At 62.1% G+C, this 20,427-nt stretch carries 10 protein-coding genes; 5 read left to right on the top strand and 5 right to left on the bottom strand.

Translation table 11 applies throughout. The features are described from left to right. The first annotated feature begins 51 nt into the window (after positions 1 to 51). The 4 genes from CAG02_RS22420 to CAG02_RS22405 all read left to right on the top strand — a co-directional run bounded on the left by CAG02_RS22420 (position 52) and on the right by CAG02_RS22405 (position 4,748). Positions 52 to 1,581: an FAD-dependent oxidoreductase gene (locus tag CAG02_RS22420; RefSeq protein WP_085712514.1), complete on the top strand. Its 1,530-nt coding sequence runs from the start codon at positions 52 to 54 to the stop codon at positions 1,579 to 1,581. A 142-nt stretch (positions 1,582 to 1,723) separates the two neighbouring features. Next, positions 1,724 to 3,472, top strand: a complete 1,749-nt coding sequence (locus tag CAG02_RS22415) for an NUDIX hydrolase (protein WP_139831906.1) — start codon at positions 1,724 to 1,726, stop codon at positions 3,470 to 3,472. Then, positions 3,469 to 4,188, top strand: a complete 720-nt coding sequence (locus CAG02_RS22410; RefSeq protein WP_170931633.1) for a hypothetical protein — start codon at positions 3,469 to 3,471, stop codon at positions 4,186 to 4,188. Before CAG02_RS22415 ends, CAG02_RS22410 begins: the two co-directional genes overlap by 4 nt. Continuing rightward, entirely contained in the window at positions 4,185 to 4,748 is a 564-nt protein-coding gene (locus CAG02_RS22405) for a hypothetical protein (RefSeq protein ID WP_085712516.1), read from the top strand. Before CAG02_RS22410 ends, CAG02_RS22405 begins: the two co-directional genes overlap by 4 nt. A 25-nt stretch (positions 4,749 to 4,773) precedes the next feature. On the opposite strand, the gene hemB is transcribed toward CAG02_RS22405, so the two are convergent. Continuing rightward, the gene (gene hemB, locus CAG02_RS22400) at positions 4,774 to 5,748 is read right to left on the bottom strand and encodes a porphobilinogen synthase (protein ID WP_085648205.1); all 975 of its coding nucleotides are present in this window, start codon (positions 5,746 to 5,748) and stop codon (positions 4,774 to 4,776) included. A gap of 143 nt (positions 5,749 to 5,891) precedes the next feature. After that, the gene (locus CAG02_RS22395) at positions 5,892 to 6,590 is read right to left on the bottom strand and encodes a glutathione S-transferase family protein (RefSeq protein WP_085712517.1); all 699 of its coding nucleotides are present in this window, start codon (positions 6,588 to 6,590) and stop codon (positions 5,892 to 5,894) included. Between the two features lie 295 nt (positions 6,591 to 6,885). Between CAG02_RS22395 and CAG02_RS22390 the strand changes: the two genes are divergently transcribed. Then, the gene (locus tag CAG02_RS22390; protein ID WP_085712518.1) at positions 6,886 to 7,560 is read left to right on the top strand and encodes a histidine phosphatase family protein; all 675 of its coding nucleotides are present in this window, start codon (positions 6,886 to 6,888) and stop codon (positions 7,558 to 7,560) included. Between the two features lie 31 nt (positions 7,561 to 7,591). Here CAG02_RS22390 and mnmH read toward each other — a convergent pair whose 3' ends face one another. From mnmH to CAG02_RS22375, 3 genes are all read right to left on the bottom strand, one after another. Beyond that, a complete protein-coding gene (gene mnmH / locus CAG02_RS22385; protein ID WP_085712519.1) occupies positions 7,592 to 8,695 on the bottom strand; it encodes a tRNA 2-selenouridine(34) synthase MnmH in 1,104 nt (367 codons plus the stop codon). Beyond that, positions 8,695 to 9,729 carry a selenide, water dikinase SelD gene (gene selD, locus CAG02_RS22380; protein WP_085712520.1) on the bottom strand — a complete coding sequence of 345 codons (1,035 nt, stop codon included), beginning with the start codon at positions 9,727 to 9,729 and terminating at the stop codon, positions 8,695 to 8,697. Before selD ends, mnmH begins: the two co-directional genes overlap by 1 nt. Positions 9,730 to 9,827: 98 nt before the next feature. Further along, complete coding sequence (locus CAG02_RS22375; protein WP_085712521.1) at positions 9,828 to 20,345, bottom strand: autotransporter-associated beta strand repeat-containing protein; 10,518 nt, start codon at positions 20,343 to 20,345, stop codon at positions 9,828 to 9,830. Between the last annotated feature and the right edge of the window lie 82 nt (positions 20,346 to 20,427).

Genomic DNA, 20,427 nt, shown 5'->3' with positions numbered 1-20,427 from the left:
ATACTTGCTGCTGCACACTCAGTGGCAAAGGGCACGCGAGGAGGACAGACCATGAACCGCAGTGACGTTCTGATCATCGGCGCGGGCCCCACCGGACTGGTACTGGCCCTGTGGCTGAGCAAACTGGGCGTGCGCGTGCGCATCCTCGACAAGACCTCCGGCCCCGGCACCACCTCGCGAGCGCTGGCGGTGCAGGCGCGAACGCTTGAGCTGTACCGGCAACTGGACCTCGCCGAAGCCGTGGTGCGCAACGGGCACCGGGTGGCGGCGGCGAATTTCTGGGTCAAGGGCAAAGCCGTGGCGCAACTGCCGCTCAACCGCATCGGCGAAGGCCTGACGCCTTACGCCTTCCTGGAAATCTACCCGCAGGACGAACACGAACGACTGCTGATCGATCGCCTCGAAGACTACGACGTGACCGTCGAGCGCAACACGACGCTGGAGAGTTTCACGGAAAACGGCGACGGTCTCACCGCCCATTTGCGCCTGCCGGATGGCGAGCAGGAGATCTGTCAGGCCTGCTACCTGGCGGGTTGTGACGGCGCCCGCTCGGTGGTGCGCAAGACCCTCGATACCGGTTTTCCGGGTGGCACCTATCAGCAGATTTTTTATGTCGCCGACGTCAAGGCCAGCGGCCCGGCGCTCAACGGCGAATTGCATCTGGATCTGGATGAAGCGGACTTTCTCGCGGTATTCCCGCTGGCCGGCGAAGGTCGCGCGCGGCTGATCGGCACGGTGCGCGACGAACGTGCGGATCGTGCCGAAACTCTGGAATTCTCCGATGTCAGCAGCCGCGCCATCGAGCATTTGAACGTGCACATTGAGGACGTCAACTGGTTCTCCACCTACCGCGTGCATCACCGGGTAGCGGATCACTTTCGCAAGGGCCGGGCGTTTCTGCTTGGCGACGCGGCCCACGTGCACAGCCCCGCCGGTGGCCAGGGCATGAACACCGGCATCGGCGATGCAATCAACCTGGCCTGGAAACTCGCGGCGGTGCTCGGCGGCGCAGCTACGCCAAAGCTGCTCGACAGCTACGAAACCGAACGCATCGCCTTCGCCCGGCGCCTGGTGTCGACTACCGACAAGGTCTTCAGCTTCGTCACCGCCGAAGGGCGAATGGCCGATCTGTTGCGCACACGACTGGCACCGTTCGTGATCCCGAAAATGGCCTCATTCGAGACCAGCCGCGAGTTCCTGTTTCGCACGGTGTCGCAAATCACCGTCAACTATCGGGGCATGGCATTGAGCGAAGGCGTGGCCGGGCACGTGCACGGCGGCGACCGTTTGCCGTGGGCCCATGATGGCGAGGGGGACAATTACGAACCGTTGCGCAACCCGTGCTGGCAGGTGCATGTGTACGGCGACACCAGCGACGAAATGATCGCCTGGTGCAATGAACATCACTTGCCGCTGCACGTGTTCGACTGGCGGCCGGCGTTTGAAACGGCGGGACTGGGGCGCAACGGCTTTTACCTGCTGCGCCCGGATACGTACGTGGCGATTGCCGACAACAGCGCGGATCCGAAGGTGATCGAACGGTATTTTCGGGACCATGGGGTCCGGCCGTTTTTTGCTTGAGCATAGGGCGCGGCGCGGCTGAAACCTGATCAAATAATAGCTTTGTGCTACCATGCCACCCATCCATTCAACGCCGTCTAACTCTGACTGGTAATTTTGAATCTTTTCAGATCATTTCCGACCTACTGTACCGAGGACGATTGTGTATAAAGGAATTTTCAAACATGTATTGCTTACACTCGCAATACTTTACCTATACGACCTTACCTTCAAAACATCAGAATTTTACTTTCAGCTTATCGGCGCACTCATTGTAAACGTTCTTTTCTGGGACCTTACAACTAAACGCTATCTGACAAAATTCAGCGCCCCCTTCACGCTTATCTGGAAATGGAAAGCAAAAATCTTTCTCACCGATCCAAGCCCGCAAAACCTCACAAAACTCAAAGATTTTTTCAAACGCTGGATTCTCAAAGATGACAGCCTCACACGCGAATTCATTGACGGGCTTTCTGACAAATCAGCCGCAGCACTGGTGATTACCCTACAAGGTGAGAAAGATATAAAACAATCGAGTTCACTTAAATTTTCAGACTTCAAAACAGCCGTCAGCAAAGCTTCGAAATGGCACGAATATCGGCGTTTTCTTCTTAAAAAAGCGACGTCCGACTTCCCTTCTACCCAAAAAATCGTAGAGTCGTTGACCCCCCTTTCCGACTATGTGATTGGCGACGATCTAAAGCTCGTATCAGATGACGTATTCTCGAAAAAGCTTGACGACACCGACAACGAAATCATTCACATCTTCACAACAACTTCACAACTTTCCTCTGACTTCATCACCACCATTTCCAATCACAAGGAAGATATTAAAACTCTGCATTTTTATATCTGCAGTCCCTACATTGATACTCACCAATCTCTGCTTGACCTCAAACAGGAATATGAAAACCCTGCGTTCACCAGACAGTGGGGCCAATTTGTTGACCACGCAGATTACGGTGTAAACATTGAAGCTGACATGATCCGCAGGATGATCAAGATTCTCGGTGCCATTCGCGAACTGTCCAAGCTTTCGAAGGACCTGAACATCGAGTTGCACCTCTTCACTGAACGTTATCCCGGCGTGAAAATAAAAATGCTGGAGCAGCAGGGTTATGCACAAATTCAGCCCGGACCTCTGACTTACGCCAACAACATCTACCGATTTGCAGTGGATGTTGTGCAGTACGATCAGATAAAAACCTTAAAAGAAGACTTGAAAAACTTCCGCGAAAGCAATCAAGTAGAAACAATCAAACTCGACAGCACGTCAAGAAAAGCCATCACCGAACAAGCCATAAAAGAAATGTGCCAATGGCTGTACACACAAGGTTTCACATCAAAAGAACTTTCCAGCTCACAAAAAAGAATAAGGGACACCGCCAAGGATCCTGAATCGGACAAAATAATTAATGACATCTCGCGCACCCTGTTAAAAGTTTCCGAACTCCTAAAGACCGGCGATCAAGTTAGTGAAATCATGTCACCTGATGGGACAGTCACTCACTTCTCCGTAGCTCTGATGATCGAACAAAACAAAAAAATACTATTAATAAAAAAATCCGACAGTTTCTATCAGGAAAAATACAGCATTGTCGCCGGGCACGTGAATCGACATGAAACCCCAGTAGAGGCTATCCACAGAGAAGTTTATGAAGAACTGGGTGTTACCCTGACTTCACCTCAACTGATTGCACCGGCGTTTTTACTTGACGACGCCTGCCGTCACGGGGGCAATAGACATCTATGGTTTGTATTCAAGGCTCAACTGACCAGTCAAAACTTCATTCTCGACAGTTCCGAAATCAGTTACGACAAGTTTGTTCCAGTCGAGAAGCTTTCAGGCTACACGGACAAACTCACCCCCGGCGCACTCGGCGTACTCAAGCAACTGGGCTATCTGTCATGACCATCGTCATCAAACTGCCAGGTGCAGGCATGATCAAAAAGGGGCCGGCCGCCTCCAGTATCGAATGGCTGGGTTACCGTGACTATCGGATAGACGCCGGTTTCTACCGTGACCTGCTCACCTTGATCTCCTCTCGGAATGACACCCACAAACTGGTGATCGTCTCGGGCGGCGTCGGCTCGCACCTGCAACTGAACCTTGCAAAAGAACTGGGTGCCAGCAGCGATGACCTGAAAATAATCGGCACAGATCATGTGAGAACCTTGCAGCGAATCTTCCTTTCCTGCTGCGAAAAATACGACGCCGTCGTCCATGACACACTTCTGCCCGTCCATGAGTTGAAAACGGTCATGGCCGCCAGCGATGCATCGGTCTTTTTTGTCGATCCCGATACACGATTTGCATCCACCGACTCCCTGGCAGCGGCGGCGGCACAGGCGATATCCGCCGAACGACTGATCGTCTTCAAGGCAAAAGTGCCTTTGTTTTCCGCAGGATTCGATGCTCCCACACGTATCGAGAAATGGCCGATAGACAACCTCATCGAGCGCGCCGAGTCCTTTGAAGCCCTAAACTCCGGTCACTACATCATGGACAGGGCGTCACTGGAAATCATCCGCGACGCCGGCATCAGCAGCTATCTGCTCGCGCCGGAAAATTACTCAGCCTTGTTTGACATCGAACAGTGCGACCAGGCTACGGAGATCGTTTTGTGAGTGTTTTGAGTGACGCCGATATTCTGCAAGCACAGAACGGTGCGGAGCTGGAAATCATCGATTTCGATGTTCAATGCCTGCGCTCGTCCAGCTATCTGCTTCGGTTGCACGACCGATTGCTGGTTCGCGATTCCGCGCCGGTCGTCATCGACAGCCGCTCAACGGACACGGCTTCCTTATTCACCGAAGTCACGATACCGGCCGAAGGTTATGTGTTGGAGCCCGGAAAACTTTACCTGGCTTCATCGCTGGAAAGGCTGCGGTTGGGGCACAACCTGTGTGCCGATATGGGTCTGCTGTCGTGCTATGCCCGCATTGGACTGAATCTGAATTTCGGTTCCAATTTCGTGGCAGCCACTTTCGGCATGGGCATCGCCTCAAGGCTGACACTGGAAATCATCAACCTGTCTCACGACCGCATTCGAATCTATCCGGGTGTCAAGTTCTGCCACTTGCGATTCCATCAACAGCTTTCTCCTAGCCGCTCCCCGTATTCGGGTATTTATGCGGCTGGAGAACAGACACTGCCAACGAACTTCAACCTCAAACCGGCGCGATAAACGCCGGCGCAACACTGTTCCGGTTTCAGATCCCGGCCAGCGCCAGGTCCATCGCAAAGTAGGTGAAGATCAGGTCCGCACCCGCGCGCTTGATCGCACCGAGGCTTTCGCGCACCACGCGATCTTCGTCGATGGCCCCGGCCTGGGCGCCGAACTTGATCATCGCGTACTCGCCGCTGACCTGATACGCCGCCAGCGGCAGGTTCGAGGCTTCGCGGATGTCACGGATGATGTCCAGGTACGCGCCGGCCGGTTTGACCATCAGCGCATCGGCACCTTCCTGCTCGTCGAGCAACGATTCGCGCAGGGCTTCGCGGCGGTTCATCGGGTTCATCTGATAGCTTTTGCGGTCGCCTTTCAGCGCGCTGCCACCGGCCTCGCGGAACGGGCCGTAGAGCGCCGAGGCGAATTTGGTCGAGTAAGCCATGATCGGAATCTGCGTGAACCCGGCATCGTCCAGTGCCCGGCGAATCGCCCGCACCTGGCCGTCCATCGCGGCCGACGGTGCGATCACATCGGCACCGGCACGGGCGGCGGCCACGGCTTGCTTGCCGAGGTTGATCAGGGTCTGGTCGTTGTCGACTTCATGGTTGTGCATCACGCCGCAATGGCCGTGGTCGGTGTACTCGCAGAAGCAGGTGTCGGACATCACGATCATTTCCGGCACGGCGTCCTTGGCGATCCGCGACATGCGCGACACCAGACCGTTTTCGCGCCAGGTGTCGCTGCCGTTGGCGTCCAGGTGATGGGACACACCGAAGGTCATCACCGACTTGATCCCGGCACGGGCGTAACGCTCGATCTCGCCGGCCAGTTTGCGCTCCGGAATGCGCATCACGCCGGGCATGCTCTTGATCGGCACGAAGTCGTCGATCTCTTCTTCGACGAAGATCGGCAGCACCAGATCGTTAAGCGAAAACTCGGTTTCCTGGAACAGGCTGCGCAGGCTCGCATTGCGGCGCAGACGGCGTGGACGTGCTTCGGGGAACTGACTGGACATGGGGCCTTTCCTGAAAAACGGGCAGATGAGACGAAAGTCGTAGGGGCGAAGCTTATGCCTTGCTGGGGACGGGGTACAAACCTGGATCAATCAACAGTGCATTACCGGGCGCGCAATAATGTGCGCACCCGGCCCACACCGACTTATGAAGGGATGGTCAACCCGCGTACCACCGCCGGCCGTGCCAGGAAGCGCTCCAGCACCCGGGTGACGTTCGGGAAGTCCTTGATGCCGACCAGATCGCCCGCCTCGTAGAACCCGATCAGGTTGCGCACCCACGGGAACGTGGCGATGTCGGCGATGGTGTAGCGCTCACCCATGATCCAGTCGCGCCCTTCGAGGCGGGTGTTGAGGACGCTGAGCAGGCGTTTGCTTTCGTCGACGTAGCGGTCGCGGGGACGCTTGTCTTCGTAGTCCTTGCCGGCGAATTTGTTGAAGAAGCCGAGCTGGCCGAACATCGGGCCTATGCCGCCCATCTGGAACATCAGCCACTGAATGGTTTCGTAGCGCAGTGCGCCTTCCTGGGCCAGCAACTGACCGCTTTTGTCGGCGAGGTAAATCAGGATCGCGCCGGACTCGAACAACGGCAGCGGTTTGTCCTCGGGGCCGTGGGGGTCGAGGATCGCCGGGATCTTGTTGTTCGGGTTCAGCGACAGGAACTCCGGGGACATCTGGTCGTTGGTGTCGAAGCCCACGCGGTGCGGCTCGTAGGGCAGACCGATCTCTTCGAGCATGATCGAGACCTTGACGCCGTTGGGGGTCGGCAGGGAATAGAGCTGAATCCAGTCAGGGTACTGCGCCGGCCATTTCTGGGTGATCGGGAACGCGGACAGATCGGTCATGTGTAGCATCCAGTCACAAAATGAAAGGCCTGAGCATAATCCACGTTTTCCGCGCTGGCTCGGGTTCTTTTTGTCCCGGCCAGCGGACTTACTTAAATCCGCAACATCCTGTCGTTAACCTGCCCTCCAGCCGTGCGGCGACGCCTTTAAAGTGTGCCCCGCCAAACGGTTCGAACCAAAGGCCTGCAGAGGGCTCCAAGGAAACCACTCAAGACAGGGAAAACACCCGGCCCCGGCAGCCTGCGGTGCAGAGGTTTGTCAGCCTTAACCGAACAGACTGAAGATCCTTTATTTCATGACGAACTTGATGAAAGTCGCCAGACGTTTCAAACATCGCGCCTACGTTGCCCTGCCCTCTCTGTTGGCGATGAGCGCGCTGTTCCTGTCCCTCGAATCCAGCGAAAGCCGCGCGCAACCGGTGGACGGCACCCAGACCCTGATCTTCCTGCGCCACGGGGAAAAACCTGCCGGCGGGCTCGGCCAGCTCAACTGCCAAGGCCTGAACCGCGCCATCGAACTGTCGACCCTGCTGCCGGAGAAATTCGGCAAGGCCGACTACGTGTTCGCCGCCAACCCGACGCGCAACGTCGAGGAAGGCGAGCTGGACAACTCCTACAGCTACATCCGCCCCCTGATGACCATCAGCCCCGCCGCCATCAAGCTCGGCCTGCCGGTGAACATCGAGTTCTCGGCCAACGACACCAGCGACCTGGCCCGGGAACTGATCGCCGACAAGTACCACAACTCGATCATCTACACCGCGTGGTCCCACGGTTACCTGCCGGAGCTGATCAACAAGGTCGCCGGCAAGGCGGTGGGCGAGAAACAGACCATCACCGAGGACTGGGCGTCCGGTGACTATGACTCGCTGTATGTGCTGACCCTGACCTGGCACAACGGCAAGGCCAGCCTGCAGAGCCACAGCTACAAGCAGGGGCTGGACAACGGCAAGGTCACTTGCCCGACTTGAGTACCTTGGAGCCCCTGCCGGGGCTCTCGTTTCAGCGCTTCTGATTCAACCGCTGGCGCAGATACTCGATCACTGCCCCGCACTCCCCCGCGAACTCGATCCGCGCGCCCTTTTTCTCGCGCTGAAACACATACATCGGGTCGTAATATTCACGCAGCAAGCCTTCGATCCAGCCCCGGTGCAAGTCCACCGAACCGCTGCGCCCCTGCTCGGCCAGCGCGTCTTCCATCAACAGCAGCATCCGCCGGTGGCGTTCGCCGCCCAGACGTTTCTGCACATTGTTCAGGCTCTCGAGCAAACGTTCGGAGAACAGCTCGAAACCCTGCTCGCCATGCACCGTCGAAAACTCGGCCGACAGATCCACCACATAATCGCGCAGGATCCGCTGCACCCGATCATCAAAACTGTCCTCCAGCCAGACCATCGGGTAGTGCTGCATGCCCTGATACAACGGCAGCGGCAGCGCGCAACTGCCCACCACCCGGCTCTCGTCTTCGAGGACGAACTGGTCGATACCGGCGTCGCGTTTCTTGAGGAGGTCGATGGCCAGACGGTTTTCGAAGTCGATGTTCGATGGCTGGCCGGTGGCGCGCTTGCCGAAGCTGGAACCGCGATGGTTGGCGTGGCCTTCCAGGTCCAGGCCGTTGCGCAATTGCACCAGCAATTCGGTCTTGCCGGTGCCGGTCATGCCGCCCAGCAGCACGAAATCACATTGGCTCACCGCTTGTTCGAGGGTGTCGATCAGGAAGTTGCGCAGGGCCTTGTAGCCGCCACCGATGCGCGGATAATCGATCCCGGCCTCGCTCTTGAGCCACTGCTGGGTGATCTGCGAGCGCAGGCCACCGCGAAAGCAATAGAGATATCCGTCGGGATGGGCCCGGGCGAATTCGGCCCAGGCCTCGATGCGTTCGGCCTTCACCGCACCGGACACCAGATGGTGGCCAAGTTCGATGGCGGCCTGCTGACCATGCTGTTTGTAGCAGGTGCCGATCTTTTGCCGTTCGAGGTCATTCATCAGCGGCAGATTGACCGCGCCGGGGAACGCGCCCTTGTGAAACTCGACCGGCGCGCGGGCATCCATCAGCGGCCGGTCGTTGAGGAAAATGTCGCGGTAATCGGTGCAGTCGGGGAGCATCAAATCACCTCGACTGCGTGGGTCTGTCGCTCGACCAGTTCGCCGATCGGCGCCAGATTCAGGCCCAGCTCCGCAGCGACCGCGAGGAATTCGGCGTTGCCTTCCGGGGTCACGGCCAGCAGCAGGCCGCCGCTGGTCTGCGGATCGCACAGCACTCGCTTGTGCAGTTCTTGCACACGCCCGAGCTTGCTTGAATAGCTGTCGAAATTGCGCAAGGTGCCGCCGGGTACACAGCCCTGATCGAGGTAGTACTCGACGCTGTCCAGACGCGGCACGCGGTCATAGGCGATGCGCGCGGTGAGGTGGCTGCCATCGGCCATTTCCACCAGATGCCCGAGCAGGCCGAAACCGGTGACGTCGGTCATCGCGGTAACCCCGGACAACTTGCCGAAACGGCTGCCGGGCTTGTTCAGCGTGCACATCCAGTCCCGGGCCACGCCGATGTCGGCGTTACGCAGCTTGCCCTTCTTTTCCGCGGTGGTGAGGATGCCGATGCCCAGCGGTTTGGTCAGGTACAGCAGGCATCCGGCGGTGGCGGTGTCGTTGCGCTTCATGAAGCGCTTTTCCACCAGACCGGTGACGGCCAGTCCGAAGATCGGTTCCGGCGCATCAATCGAATGGCCACCGGCCAACGGAATACCCGCCGCGTCGCACACCGCGCGACCACCGCGAATCACTTCCCGCGCCACTTCCGGCGCCAGCACGTTGACCGGCCAGCCGAGAATCGCAATGGCCATCAACGGGTCACCGCCCATGGCGTAGATATCGCTGATGGCGTTGGTCGCCGCGATGCGGCCGAAGTCGAACGGGTCATCGACGATCGGCATGAAGAAGTCGGTGGTCGACACCACACCGCGTTCGGCATCGATTTCATACACCGCCGCGTCATCACGCGAGGCGTTGCCGACCCACAGCTTCGGGTCGAGGTTCTGCGCGCCGCTGCCGGCAAGGATCACTTCCAGCACCTGCGGCGAAATCTTGCAGCCGCAACCGGCACCGTGGCTGTATTGGGTCAGACGGATGGGTTCGCTCATGGGGCAACCTCTGGCTGGGAATGGGGCGGATTCTAGCAGAGGGGATTGCCGAGCAAAAAAAACCGCCCTTTCGGGCGGTCAAAGTGCTTCGACCACGATCAGAAGCTTTGGCTGAAGCTGATGGTCATCGCGCTGTCGTTGTTGTCGCTGGACACCTGGCCCGAATAGCCGATGCCGAGCTTGCCGGTCGGGCTGATCTGGAAGTCCACGCCGGCTTCGAGCAGCGCACTGTCCTTGGCGATCGGCACGCCCTGGGTGCTGAACGACGCGCCGCCGTCGATGAAGGTCAGGTCGGCATCCGGCTTGGTGTCGCCGTAGGCATGCCGCCAGCCGATGGCTGCGCGCGGGGTCAGTTGACTGCCGTTGGCCAGGGTCACCAACTTGCCGATGCGCACACCGAGGGTCGAGTAGGTGATGTCCTGATCGGCATCGCCTTTCAGGCGCCCCACCCCGCCTTTTTCCTTGGCGGTGTCGCTGTCGTAGTTGACGTAGGCCAGGCCGGCGAACGGTTCGATGGCCACGCCGGCCGCATTGATGGCGTAACCCACTTCACCGAACACCTGGGCACTGCGGGCGTCGTAGTCGGCCTTCAGACGGTCGTTGTAGGCACCGACGCTGACGTCGCGTTTGGTCTCGATGCTGTGCCAGCTGTAAGCCGCGCCGAGGCGCACGGCCAGTGCATCGAACTGCGAACTCAGGTACGCCGCCAGGTGGTAGCTGTCGACCTTGGCATCGGAGTTGCGATCGTGGGCGTTGAGGTTGCCACGGGTGTAACCCGCGGCCATCCCGGCGCGCCATTGATCGTCGAGCTGCTTGTCGGTTCCGAGCATGAAACCGCCGAGACTGCGATCGACTTTCGCCGTGTTGCTGTCGCCGCCCATGTCGCCCCAGGCACCGATGACGCGGGCCCAGCCGACCATTTCACCGTGGCAACCGTTGCTGCTCAACTGGGTGTCGCTCGGTGCCAGGGTCCGGCGTGGATCGTCCGATGCGCTGCAGGTCGGTTGACGCATCCGGTCGTTGACCGCTTCACGCACGAAACGTGAATCCTCCAGAACCGCGCTGGCGGTGCTGGCATGGATTTCCCCCGACAGACTGTCGAAGGCGTGACGCGCACCGGCCACGCTGAGGTTGACGATTTCATTCTGCAACGCAGCACCCGCCGGACCGTTGCGCATCAACGCCGAGGCGGTGTTGCGCTGGTTGCGGGTGGCGGCGACGTCGGCGAACGAATTGCCGTTGCGGCTGACCACCAGGTTCACCGCGTCTGGGCTGTACACCAGCGCCGTGTCGAGGAACGCGTATTGCGGCAGATCGGCGGCGCTGAACGTGCCATTCACGCCACCGCCGGCGGTGATCAGCGAGTACACGGTGTTGCCGGTAAACGGCGCCAGGCTGTTCACTTGCAGGCCTCCACCCAGGGTTGCCGTGCCGCCGACGGCCAGAGGCGTAGCGGTTGGCGAGCTGACGGTCAGGGCCAGCACACCGTCCGGGGCGTTGGTCAGGTTGCCCGCCACACTCAAGGTGCCGTCACCGCCACCGGAGGCCACCACACCGTGGTTGACCACCGAACCGACGCTGCCGTTACCGCTCAGGGCTGCGCCGTTGGCGACGGTCACTTGACCGCCCAGCGATGCCCGCGCTGCCCGGCTGCCGACTTGCAGCACGCCTTGATCCACCGACACGGTGCCGCTGAACGGTTGGTCGCCGGTCAACAGCATGCGCGCCGCACCGCGTTTTGCCAGTGCGCCGACGCCACTCAGACGACCATTGAACTGGCCATCGGTGTTCTGCTGGAACACTACCGAAGCGTTATCGACGATATTGCCTTGCAGGCTGGTGGTGTTACCGATCAGCGTACCGCCGCTGACGGTGGTGCCACCGCTGTAAGTGTTGGCTGCGGTGAGGATCAGGGTGCCGGAGTCGAGTTTCTCGATCCCGCCAGCGCCAATCAATGGCACATCGATTTGCGTGGTAGCGCCGGCATTGACGCGGATCGGCGCCGGTGTGCCGCCAGGTCCGTTGACCGGGGTCAGCGTATCGCCGGCATCCGGTACCAGGCTGTAGCCGTTGACGAGGAATTGCAGCCCGGTGAAGTTCTGATTGCCCTGCACCGTGACCGTCCCGCCCTGCCCGCCGAACACCGCGAACTGGCCATTGGAGCCCAGCGCCTGAGTGCCGGTCGGGTCGGTCCAGTTGGTGCTCGGGCCCCACACGCCACTGCCGCCTCCGATGCTGCCGTCCGGGTTGGTCTTGCCGCCGTTCCAGAACTGCACTTCGCCCGGCGTGTTCTGTACCAGCAGGTTGACCTGATTGGCCAGCGCGGTTTGCAGGGTCAGATTGGCCGCCGAAACCGGCAGGCTGCCGTAGACCAGACCGTTGTCGGTGAGCGTGCCGCCGTAGCTGAACAGTTGATACACACCGGTGCCGAAGCCGCCGGCGTTAGTGATGTTCAGCGTACCGTCGAGGGTCAGGTTGCCTGCAACGTTGACCACGGTTGTGGAGCTGGCGGCCGAGCCGAGGGTGAAGTCCAGATTGGTCCCCGAAGACAATGCCAGAGATCCGACCGACAACGGCGTCGCGCTGCCGCCACCCAGCAGGGTCGCACCGCTGGCCAGTTGCACGGCCCCGCCGAACTGGCCGCTGCCGCCGATCTTCGCGCCGCTGGCGACATCGACGCTGGCACTGTTGAACACGCCATTGACGTTCAGCGTACCGGCCTGAACCGAGGTGTTGCCGGTGAAGGTGTTGTTGCCGGTCAGCAGCAAGGCGCCGGTGCCGGTTTTGTTCAGGATGCCGGCGCCGGTCAGATTGCCGGTGTAGCTGCCGTCACTGTTCTGCTCGAAGGTCAGCGTCGCGTTGTTGACGATGGCGCCTTGCAGGCTGCTGGTATCGCCACGGGTGCTGCCGCCGTTCAGCGTGGTGCCGCCGCTGTAGGTGTTGGCGCCGCTGAGCAACAGATCGCCATTGCCGTTTTTCACCAGGCTGCCGCTGCCGGTGACCGCACCGATCAGCGTGGTGTTCTGGTTGCCGGCCAGGGTCAGTTGCGCACCCAGATTGATGGCGTTGGCCAGTTGCAGCGCCGAGGTGCTGTCGAGGGTGCCGTTGCCCGACACAGTCAGAGCACCGCTGCTGATCGCGCTGTTGTTGCCCAGAACCAGCGTACCGCCAGCGAGTTGGGTACCGCCGCTGTAGGTGTTGCTGCCATTGAGGGTCAGGCTTGATGGACCGGTCTTGATCAGACTGCCGCTGCCGCTGACCACGCCGCCGAGGGTCAACGCGTTGGAGCCGGCAACGGTGAGCCCACCGTTGAGCACCACATCGTTGGCCAGGCTGACCGCCGTGTTGCTGTCCAGCGCCGTGCCGTTGGCGGCGGTCAATACGCCAGTGCCGAGGGCCGCATTGTTGCCGACCACAATCTTGCCGCCGTTGAGCGCAGTGCCGCCGGTGTAGCCGTTGGCGGCGTTGAGCACCAGGGTGCCGGTGTCGTATTTGCCCAGTGTGCCGGCGCCGTTGAGCGCAACGCCAATGGTCGCCGTAGCGTTCGGATCGACCCGCACGGTGGCGTTGCCCAGCGAACCGTTGACCAGATTCAGCGAACCCGCCGTTCCGTTCTGCAGGTTGTAGCCGTCGGTGACGAACTGCATGCCGGTGATGGTTTGCGCGCCGTTGACGGTCACGGTGCCCGCCGCGCCCTGGAACACTGCGAAGCTGTTGGTCCAGGCCTGATTGGTGGTGCCGTTGACATCGGTCCAGTTGGTGGTGCCGGTGCCCCAGGTGCCGTTGCCGCCATCCACCGAACCGTTGGCGATCAGTTGGTTGCCGTCCCAGAACTGCACGGTGACGCCCGGTGCGCTGACCAGCAGGTTGATCTGGTTGGCCAGCGCGGTTTGCAGGGTCAGGTCGCCAGGCGTGACGCTGCCCGGAACGGTGCCGATCAGCATGCCGTTGTCGGTGAGGCCGCCGGTGTAGTTGATCAACCGGTACACGCCGCTGCCGAAACCGCCGATGTCGCTGACGTTGAGGGTGCCGTCGAGGGTCAGGTTGCCGCCAACGTTGACCAGCGCGTTGCCGCCACCGGACACCGGTGCGCCGAGGCCGACGTCGAAGTTGGAGTTGGCGTTGAACACCAGCGAATTCACCGACAGCGTGCTGCCGGTGGCGCCGGCCAGATGACCGCCATCCGCCACGGTCACCGCCCCGCCGAGCGAGCCGCCGCCGGTCAGGGTGCCGCCGCTGTTGACCAGTACGCTGGCGCTGTCCAGCGAGCCACTGACGTTCAAGGTGCCGGCGTTGACCGTGGTGTTGCCGGTCAGGCTGTTGAGGCCGGTCAGGGTCAGCGTTCCGGTGCCGAGTTTGCTCAGTTCGCCGGTGCCGGTAAGCACACCGTCGAAAATACTGCTGGCGTTGTTGCCGCCGATGCTCAGGGTGTTGCCGCCGCCGATCAGTGCGGTGCCGCTGCCGGTCAGGCTGGCGAGACTGCCGGAGCCGCCGAGGTTGAGGGTCGCCGCAGCGCCGAGATTGACCCCGGCGTTGCTGCCCAGTGCCGAGTTGCCCAGGGTGGTCAGGCTGCCGGACTGCACATCGAAGGTGCCGCTGAAGGTGTTGTTGCCGGTCAGCGTCAGGTCGGCCAGACCGTTCTTGGTCAGGGTGCCGGCCCCGGCGATCACGCCACCGAGGGTCAGGTTGTTGTTGCCCGCCACGCTGAGGTTGGCATTGACGTTGACATTGTTGGCCAGTACCAGCGGCGCCGTGGTGTCGAGGGTCGAGGCGCCCGCCACGGTCACCGCGCCGGAGCCCAGGCCCGCCGAGGTGCCGAGGGTCACAGTGCCGGCATTCAGCGTGGTGCCGCCGCTGTAGGTGTTGATGCCGTTGAGGGTCAGGTTCGAGGCGCCGTTCTTGATCAATCCACCGGTGCCGCTGACTACGCCGCTGATGGCTACGTCGCTGTTGCCGGTGTTGGTCAGGTTGGCGTTGAGCACCACGTTGTTGCCCAGCGACACCGAGGTGTTGCTGTCCAGCGCCGAGGCACCGGCCACGGTCAGGTTGCCCAGACCGAGGGCGCCGTTGCTGCCGGCGGTCAGGGTGCCGGCATTGAGGGTGACGCCACCGAGGAAGTTGTTGGCCCCGCTCAGGATCAGGTTGGCCGCACCATTCTTGGTCAGGCTGCCGGCGCCGTTGATGGCGCCGCTGAGGGTCAGATCGTTGCTGCCGACGATAGCAAGGTTGCCCGCCAGGTTGATCGCGTTGGCCGCGCTGAAGGCGCCGCTGGCATCGAGGGTGGTGCCGTTGGCCGCGTTCAGGGTGGCCGAGCCCAGCGCGCTGTTCGACGCCAGGATCAGACCGCCCGCGTTCAGTGCCACCGGCCCGAGGAAGGCGTTGTTGCCGCCGAGGGTCAGGCTGGCCGAACCGTTCTTGATCAAACCGCCGGTGCCGGAGATCACACCGTTGAGGGTCAGCGCATTGCTGCCGAGCACGGTGAGGTTACCGTTCAGCGTGGTCGCATTAGTCAGGGTCACGGCGGTGTTGCTGTCGAGCTGCGTGCCGGCGTTGGCGATCAGTGCGCCAGTGCCCAGCGCGGTGTTGCTGCCGACGACCAGGGTGCCGCCGTCCAGTTGCGTGCCGCCGGTGTAGCTGTTGGCGCCGTTGAGCACCAGGGTGCCGGCGTCGAGTTTGTTAAGAATGCCGCTACCGTCGATGTTCACACCGACGGTGGCGGTCACGCCCGGATCGACCCGCATCGCCGTGGTGCCACCGCTGCCGTTGACGGCGGTCAGCAGACCCGACGTACCGTTGACCACGTTGTAGCCATTGGTGAGGAATTGCATCCCGGTGAACAGTTGCGTGCCGTTGACCGACACCGTGCCCGCCGTGCCCTGGAACACCGCGAAGTCGCCGGCCCAGGTCTGGTTCAGCGTGCCGTTGGAATTGGTCCAGTTGGTGCCGCCGGCATCCCAGGTGCCCGTGCCGCCATCCACCGTGCCGTTCGGGATTGTCTGGCTGCCGTCCCAGAAACGCAGGTTGGTGTTCGGCGCCGACACTACCAGATTCACCTGATTACCCAGGGTCTGCACGAGGATGTCGCCGAGGCCGTAACCCACCGGCACGCCGGCCACGGTCAGGCCGTTGTCGGTCAGTGCACCGATGAAGTTGAACAGGCGATAGACACCGACACCGAAACCGCCGGCATCGGTGACGTTGAGATTACCGTCGAGGGTCAGGTTGCCGCCGATGTTCATCAGCGACGAAGTCGATGGCGTGGCGAGGCTCGCGTCGACATTACTGTTGGCCGTAAGGATCAGCGACGAGGTGGACAAGGTATTGCCCGAGGACAACGCCAGATGACCGCCGCTGTTGACAGTGATGAAGCCAAGCGCCGAACCGGTACCTGTGAGCGTGGCGCCGTTGTTGACGTTGAGCTGGGTGCTGGCCAGCGATCCGGTGAGATTCAGCGTGCCGGCGTTGACATTGGTATTGCCGGTAATGCCGCTGCTGCCGGTGAGGTTCAGCGTCCCGGTACCGACCTTGGTCAGCGCACCGCTGCCGCCGAGGTCGCCGTCGAAGGTGCTGGTGCTGTTCACGCCGCCCACGGTCAGGGTGTTGCCGCCGGCGATCTGCACACTGCCGCTGCCGCTCAGCCCGTTGAGGCTGGCGCTGCTGTTGAGATAGAGATTGGCGCCGGCGCTGATGTTGGCGCCGGAGGTGTTGCCCAGAGCCCCGCTGCTCACGGTGGTGACGCTGCCGGAGGCGATGTTCAGCGCACCGGTGAAGGTGTTGTTGCCGCTGAGCGTCAGGTCGCCGAAGCCGTCCTTGGTCAGACTGCCGGCGCCATCGATCACGCCGCTGAGGTTCAGGGTGTTGCTGCCGGCCAGGGTCAGGCCGGCGTTGAGGGTGATGTTGTTGCCGATGCTCATGCCGGTGCTGGTATCCAGCGTCGACGCGCCACCGACGGTCAGGCCGCCACTGCCCAAGGCAGCGGCCGAGCCCAGTGTCAACGTACCGGCGTTGAGTGTGCTGCCGCCGCTGTAGGTGTTGGTGCCGTTCACGGTCAGGTTAGCCGCGCCGTTCTTGATCAACTGGCCGGCGCCGCTGATCACACCGCCGAGGGTCAGGTCCTGGGTGCCGCCGACGCTCAGTGCCGCATTGAGCACGACCGCGTTGGCCAGGCTGACCAGCGGCGAACTGCTGTCGAGGGTTGCTGCACCACCGACGGTCAAGGCGCCAGTGCCGAGGGCCGAGCTGTTGCCGGCGGTCACCGTACCGGCGTTCAGCGTGGTGCCGCCGACGTAAGTGTTGGTGCCATTAAGGTTCAAATTGGCCGCGCCGTTTTTCACCAGGCTGCCGGCTCCGGCGACAGTGCCGGTGAGGGTCAGGTCTGCGCTGCCACCCACGTTCATCGCACCGGCCAGGTTGACCTGATTGCCCAGCGTGACGGCGGTGTTGGTGTCCAGCGTGGTGCCCGCCGCGGCGTTCAATGCGCCGCTGCCGAGCGCGGTATTGCTGCCGACAATCAGCTTGCCGACGTTGAGTGCGGTGTTGCCGAAGTAGGTGTTGGCGCCGTTGAGAATCAGGTCGGCGGGGCCGCTTTTGGTCAGGCCGCCGACACCGGAGACCACGCCCGCGAGGGTCAGCGCGTTGCTGCCGCCGATGGTCACGTTGCCGCCGAGGTTGACGTTGTTGGCCAGGCTGGTCGCGGTGCTGGCATCCAGCGTGGTGTTGTTGCCGGCATTGAGTACGCCGGTGCCGAGGGCGGTGTTGGAGCCGACGATCAGTGTCCCGGCGTTCAACGATGTAGCGCCGGTGTAGGTGTTGTTGCCGGTCAGGGTCAGGGTCGAAGAACCAGTCTTGATCAGGTTGCTGCCACCGCTGATCACGCCGCCAAGGGTCAGCGGGTTGGCGCCGCCGGCAGTCAGGTTGGCGTTCAGGGCAATCGCGTTGTTCAGCGTCACGTTGGCGCTGCTGTTGAGCGTTGCGCTCCCCCCCACGGTCAGCGTGCCGGTACCGAGTGCCGCGCCGTTGCCGACGGTCAGGCTGCCGGCGTTGAGCGTGGTGCCACCGGTGAAGGTGTTGGCGCCGTTGACGGTCAGGTTGGCGGTGCCGTTCTTGATCAGTTGGCTGGCGCCACTGAGCACACCGCCCAGGATCAAGCCGTTGCTTCCAGCGATGGACAGGTTGCCGTTGAGGGCGACGTTGTTGTTGAGGATGACCGAGGTGTTGCTGTCGAGGGTCGCGGCATTGGCGACGGTCAGGGCGCCGCTGCCCAGTGCGGCGGCGTTGCCGACAGTCAGCGTCCCGGCATTCAGGGTGGTGCCGCCGCTGAAGGTGTTGGCGCCGTTGAGAATCAGGTTGGCCGCGCCGTTCTTGGTCAGCCCGCCACTGCCGCTGACCACACCGCCGAGGGTCAGGTTGGCGTTGCCGGCGATGTTCAGGTTGCCGCCGAGGGCGACGGCGTTGCTCAGCGCCACGGTGGTGCTGGCGTCGAGGGTGGTGCCCGCCGCCGTGGTCAGTGCGCCGGTGCCGAGCGCGGTGTTGGAGCCGACGATCAGCGTCCCGTTGTTCAGCGTGGTACCGCCGGAGAAGGTGTTGTTGCCGCTGAGGGTCAGGTTCGCGGTGCCGCCCTTGATCAGGCTGCCGGCGCCACTGATGACGCCGCTCAGGCCAAGCGCCTGGGTGCCGCCGATGGTCAGCCCGCCCGCCAGCGCCACTGCGTTGGCCAGGGTCACCGCCGTGGTCGCATCCAGCGTAGTGCCGGCCGCTGCGTTCAATGCGCCGGTGCCGAGGGCGGTGTTGCTGCCGACGAACAAGGTGCCGCCGTTAAGCGCGGTGGTGCCGCTGTTGGTGTTGTTACCGGTCAGGGTCAGGCTGGCGCTGCCGCTCTTGGTGATCGCGCCGGTGCCGGAGACGATGCCGGCCAGGGTCAGGGCATTGCTGCCGAGCACGTTCAACGCACCGGTGATGCCGACGTTGTTGGCCAGGGTCACGTTGCCGGTGCTGTCGAGGCTGGTGCCGTTGCTGGTGTTGAGGACCCCGGTGCCCAGGGCGTTGTTGTTGCCGACGCGCAAGGTGCCGGCGCTGAGGCTGGTGATCCCGGTGTAGGTGTTGATGCCGTTGAGGGTCAGGCTGCCGCTGCCGGTCTTGGTCAGGTTGGCGGCGCCGCTGATCACCCCGCCCAGGGTCAGCGCACCGGTGCCGGTCGCGGTCAGGGTGCTGTTGAGCGTGATCGCGTTGGCCAGCGAAATCGGCGCCGTCGCCGAGATGCTCGAAGAGCCGCCGACGGTGATGCCGCCGGTACTGAACGCCTGGTTGTTGCCCACCAGCACCACACCGCCGTTGAGTACGGTGTTGCCGGTGTATGTGTTGATGCCGTTGAGGTTGAGCTGGCCGCTGCCGATCTTGGTCAGGCCGCCAGTACCGGAAATCACACCGTTCAGGGTTGTGCCGTTGATGCCCTGCAGGGTCAGGCCGCCCGCACCGAGGTTGATCTGGTTGGCCAGCGTCAAACCGGCGTTGCTGGCCTGAAGGATGCCGCCGTTGGACGTCAGCACTCCGCTGCCGAACGCGCCGTTGTCGTTGAACTGCGCGACACCGCCATTGAGGGTGGTCGCACCGCTGACCAACGGACCCTGCAAGGTCCAGGTGCCGCTATTGAGGGTCAGGTTGTTGAAGTTGACATAGACCGCGCTGGACGCCGTGCCGGTCCCGGTGGTGCCGCCGCCGAGGCCGATCGGGTTTTGCAGGATCAGCGTGTTGGTCCCCGCCGCGCCGCCATCGATCGTGCCGGTCGGGGCGAAGGTCAGGTTGACGCCGATCAGGCCTCCAAGGCCGACAGAGACTTGCACGCCGTCACCGACGTTAACGCTCGAACCGGTGATCGCGTAGAAGGTGTTGGTGCTGCCCGCCCCCATCGACAAACCGCCGGTGATGTTACCGGCGTTGGTGAAGGTGTTGCCCGCCACCGACGTTTCGAACGCCATCCGGCCGTTGATCGTGCCGCTGGCGCTGTTGGTCATGTTGACCTGCGAACCGCCATACACCCCGACCACCGGGGTATCGGCCAGGGTTATCCCGCCGACCGACAGCCCGGTCGAGGTAATCGTGCCGTCGTTGGTGATGGTCGTCGTGCCCGACACCGAGTTGTTCACGGCAATCCCCAGACCGTCGATGCTGGTCAGGTTGAGGCCGAGCAGCATGCCGGTGCCGCGAATGATCCCGGTGGTGTTGTTGGCGATGCTCACCGTGCTGGTCGCGCCGGTGCCGATGAACGCACCGCCACTGAGAATCGAAACCAGGCCGAGCAAGGCCGGGTCGATGGTGCCGGAGTTGTTCAGGTTGATGTTGGCCCCGGTCAGGTTGATCACCTTGCCGCCGAGGGTGGAGTTCATCTGCGCGCCGTTGGTGACGTTGACCGTCACGCCGCTGCTGGCGCTGCTGTAGTCATTGAGAAACAGCGGCAGCGTCGGAACACCCGAACAGGTGATCGTCGAGCCCGCGGCCGAGCAGGTGGCGAACGCCTGCTCGCTGACCCCGCCGAACAGAAGTCCGGCGACGCTCAGGTGCACTGCAAGGGAAAGTGGGGAAAAGCGCGAAACGAGGGCGACACCAAACCTTGCTTCCACGGGTTACTCCTTTCGTGGCCAATTTCATCCTTGAAGGCGTGCGGCGGCAAGATCCAACACGCGTATCAAGCGTATGACGGTC

It is taken from the genome of Pseudomonas sp. R43(2017) (assembly GCF_002112345.1).
Lineage (GTDB): Bacteria > Pseudomonadota > Gammaproteobacteria > Pseudomonadales > Pseudomonadaceae > Aquipseudomonas > Aquipseudomonas kribbensis.
Note: the sequence above shows the minus strand (reverse complement) of the source record. Positions and strands in the feature narration are given on the sequence as shown.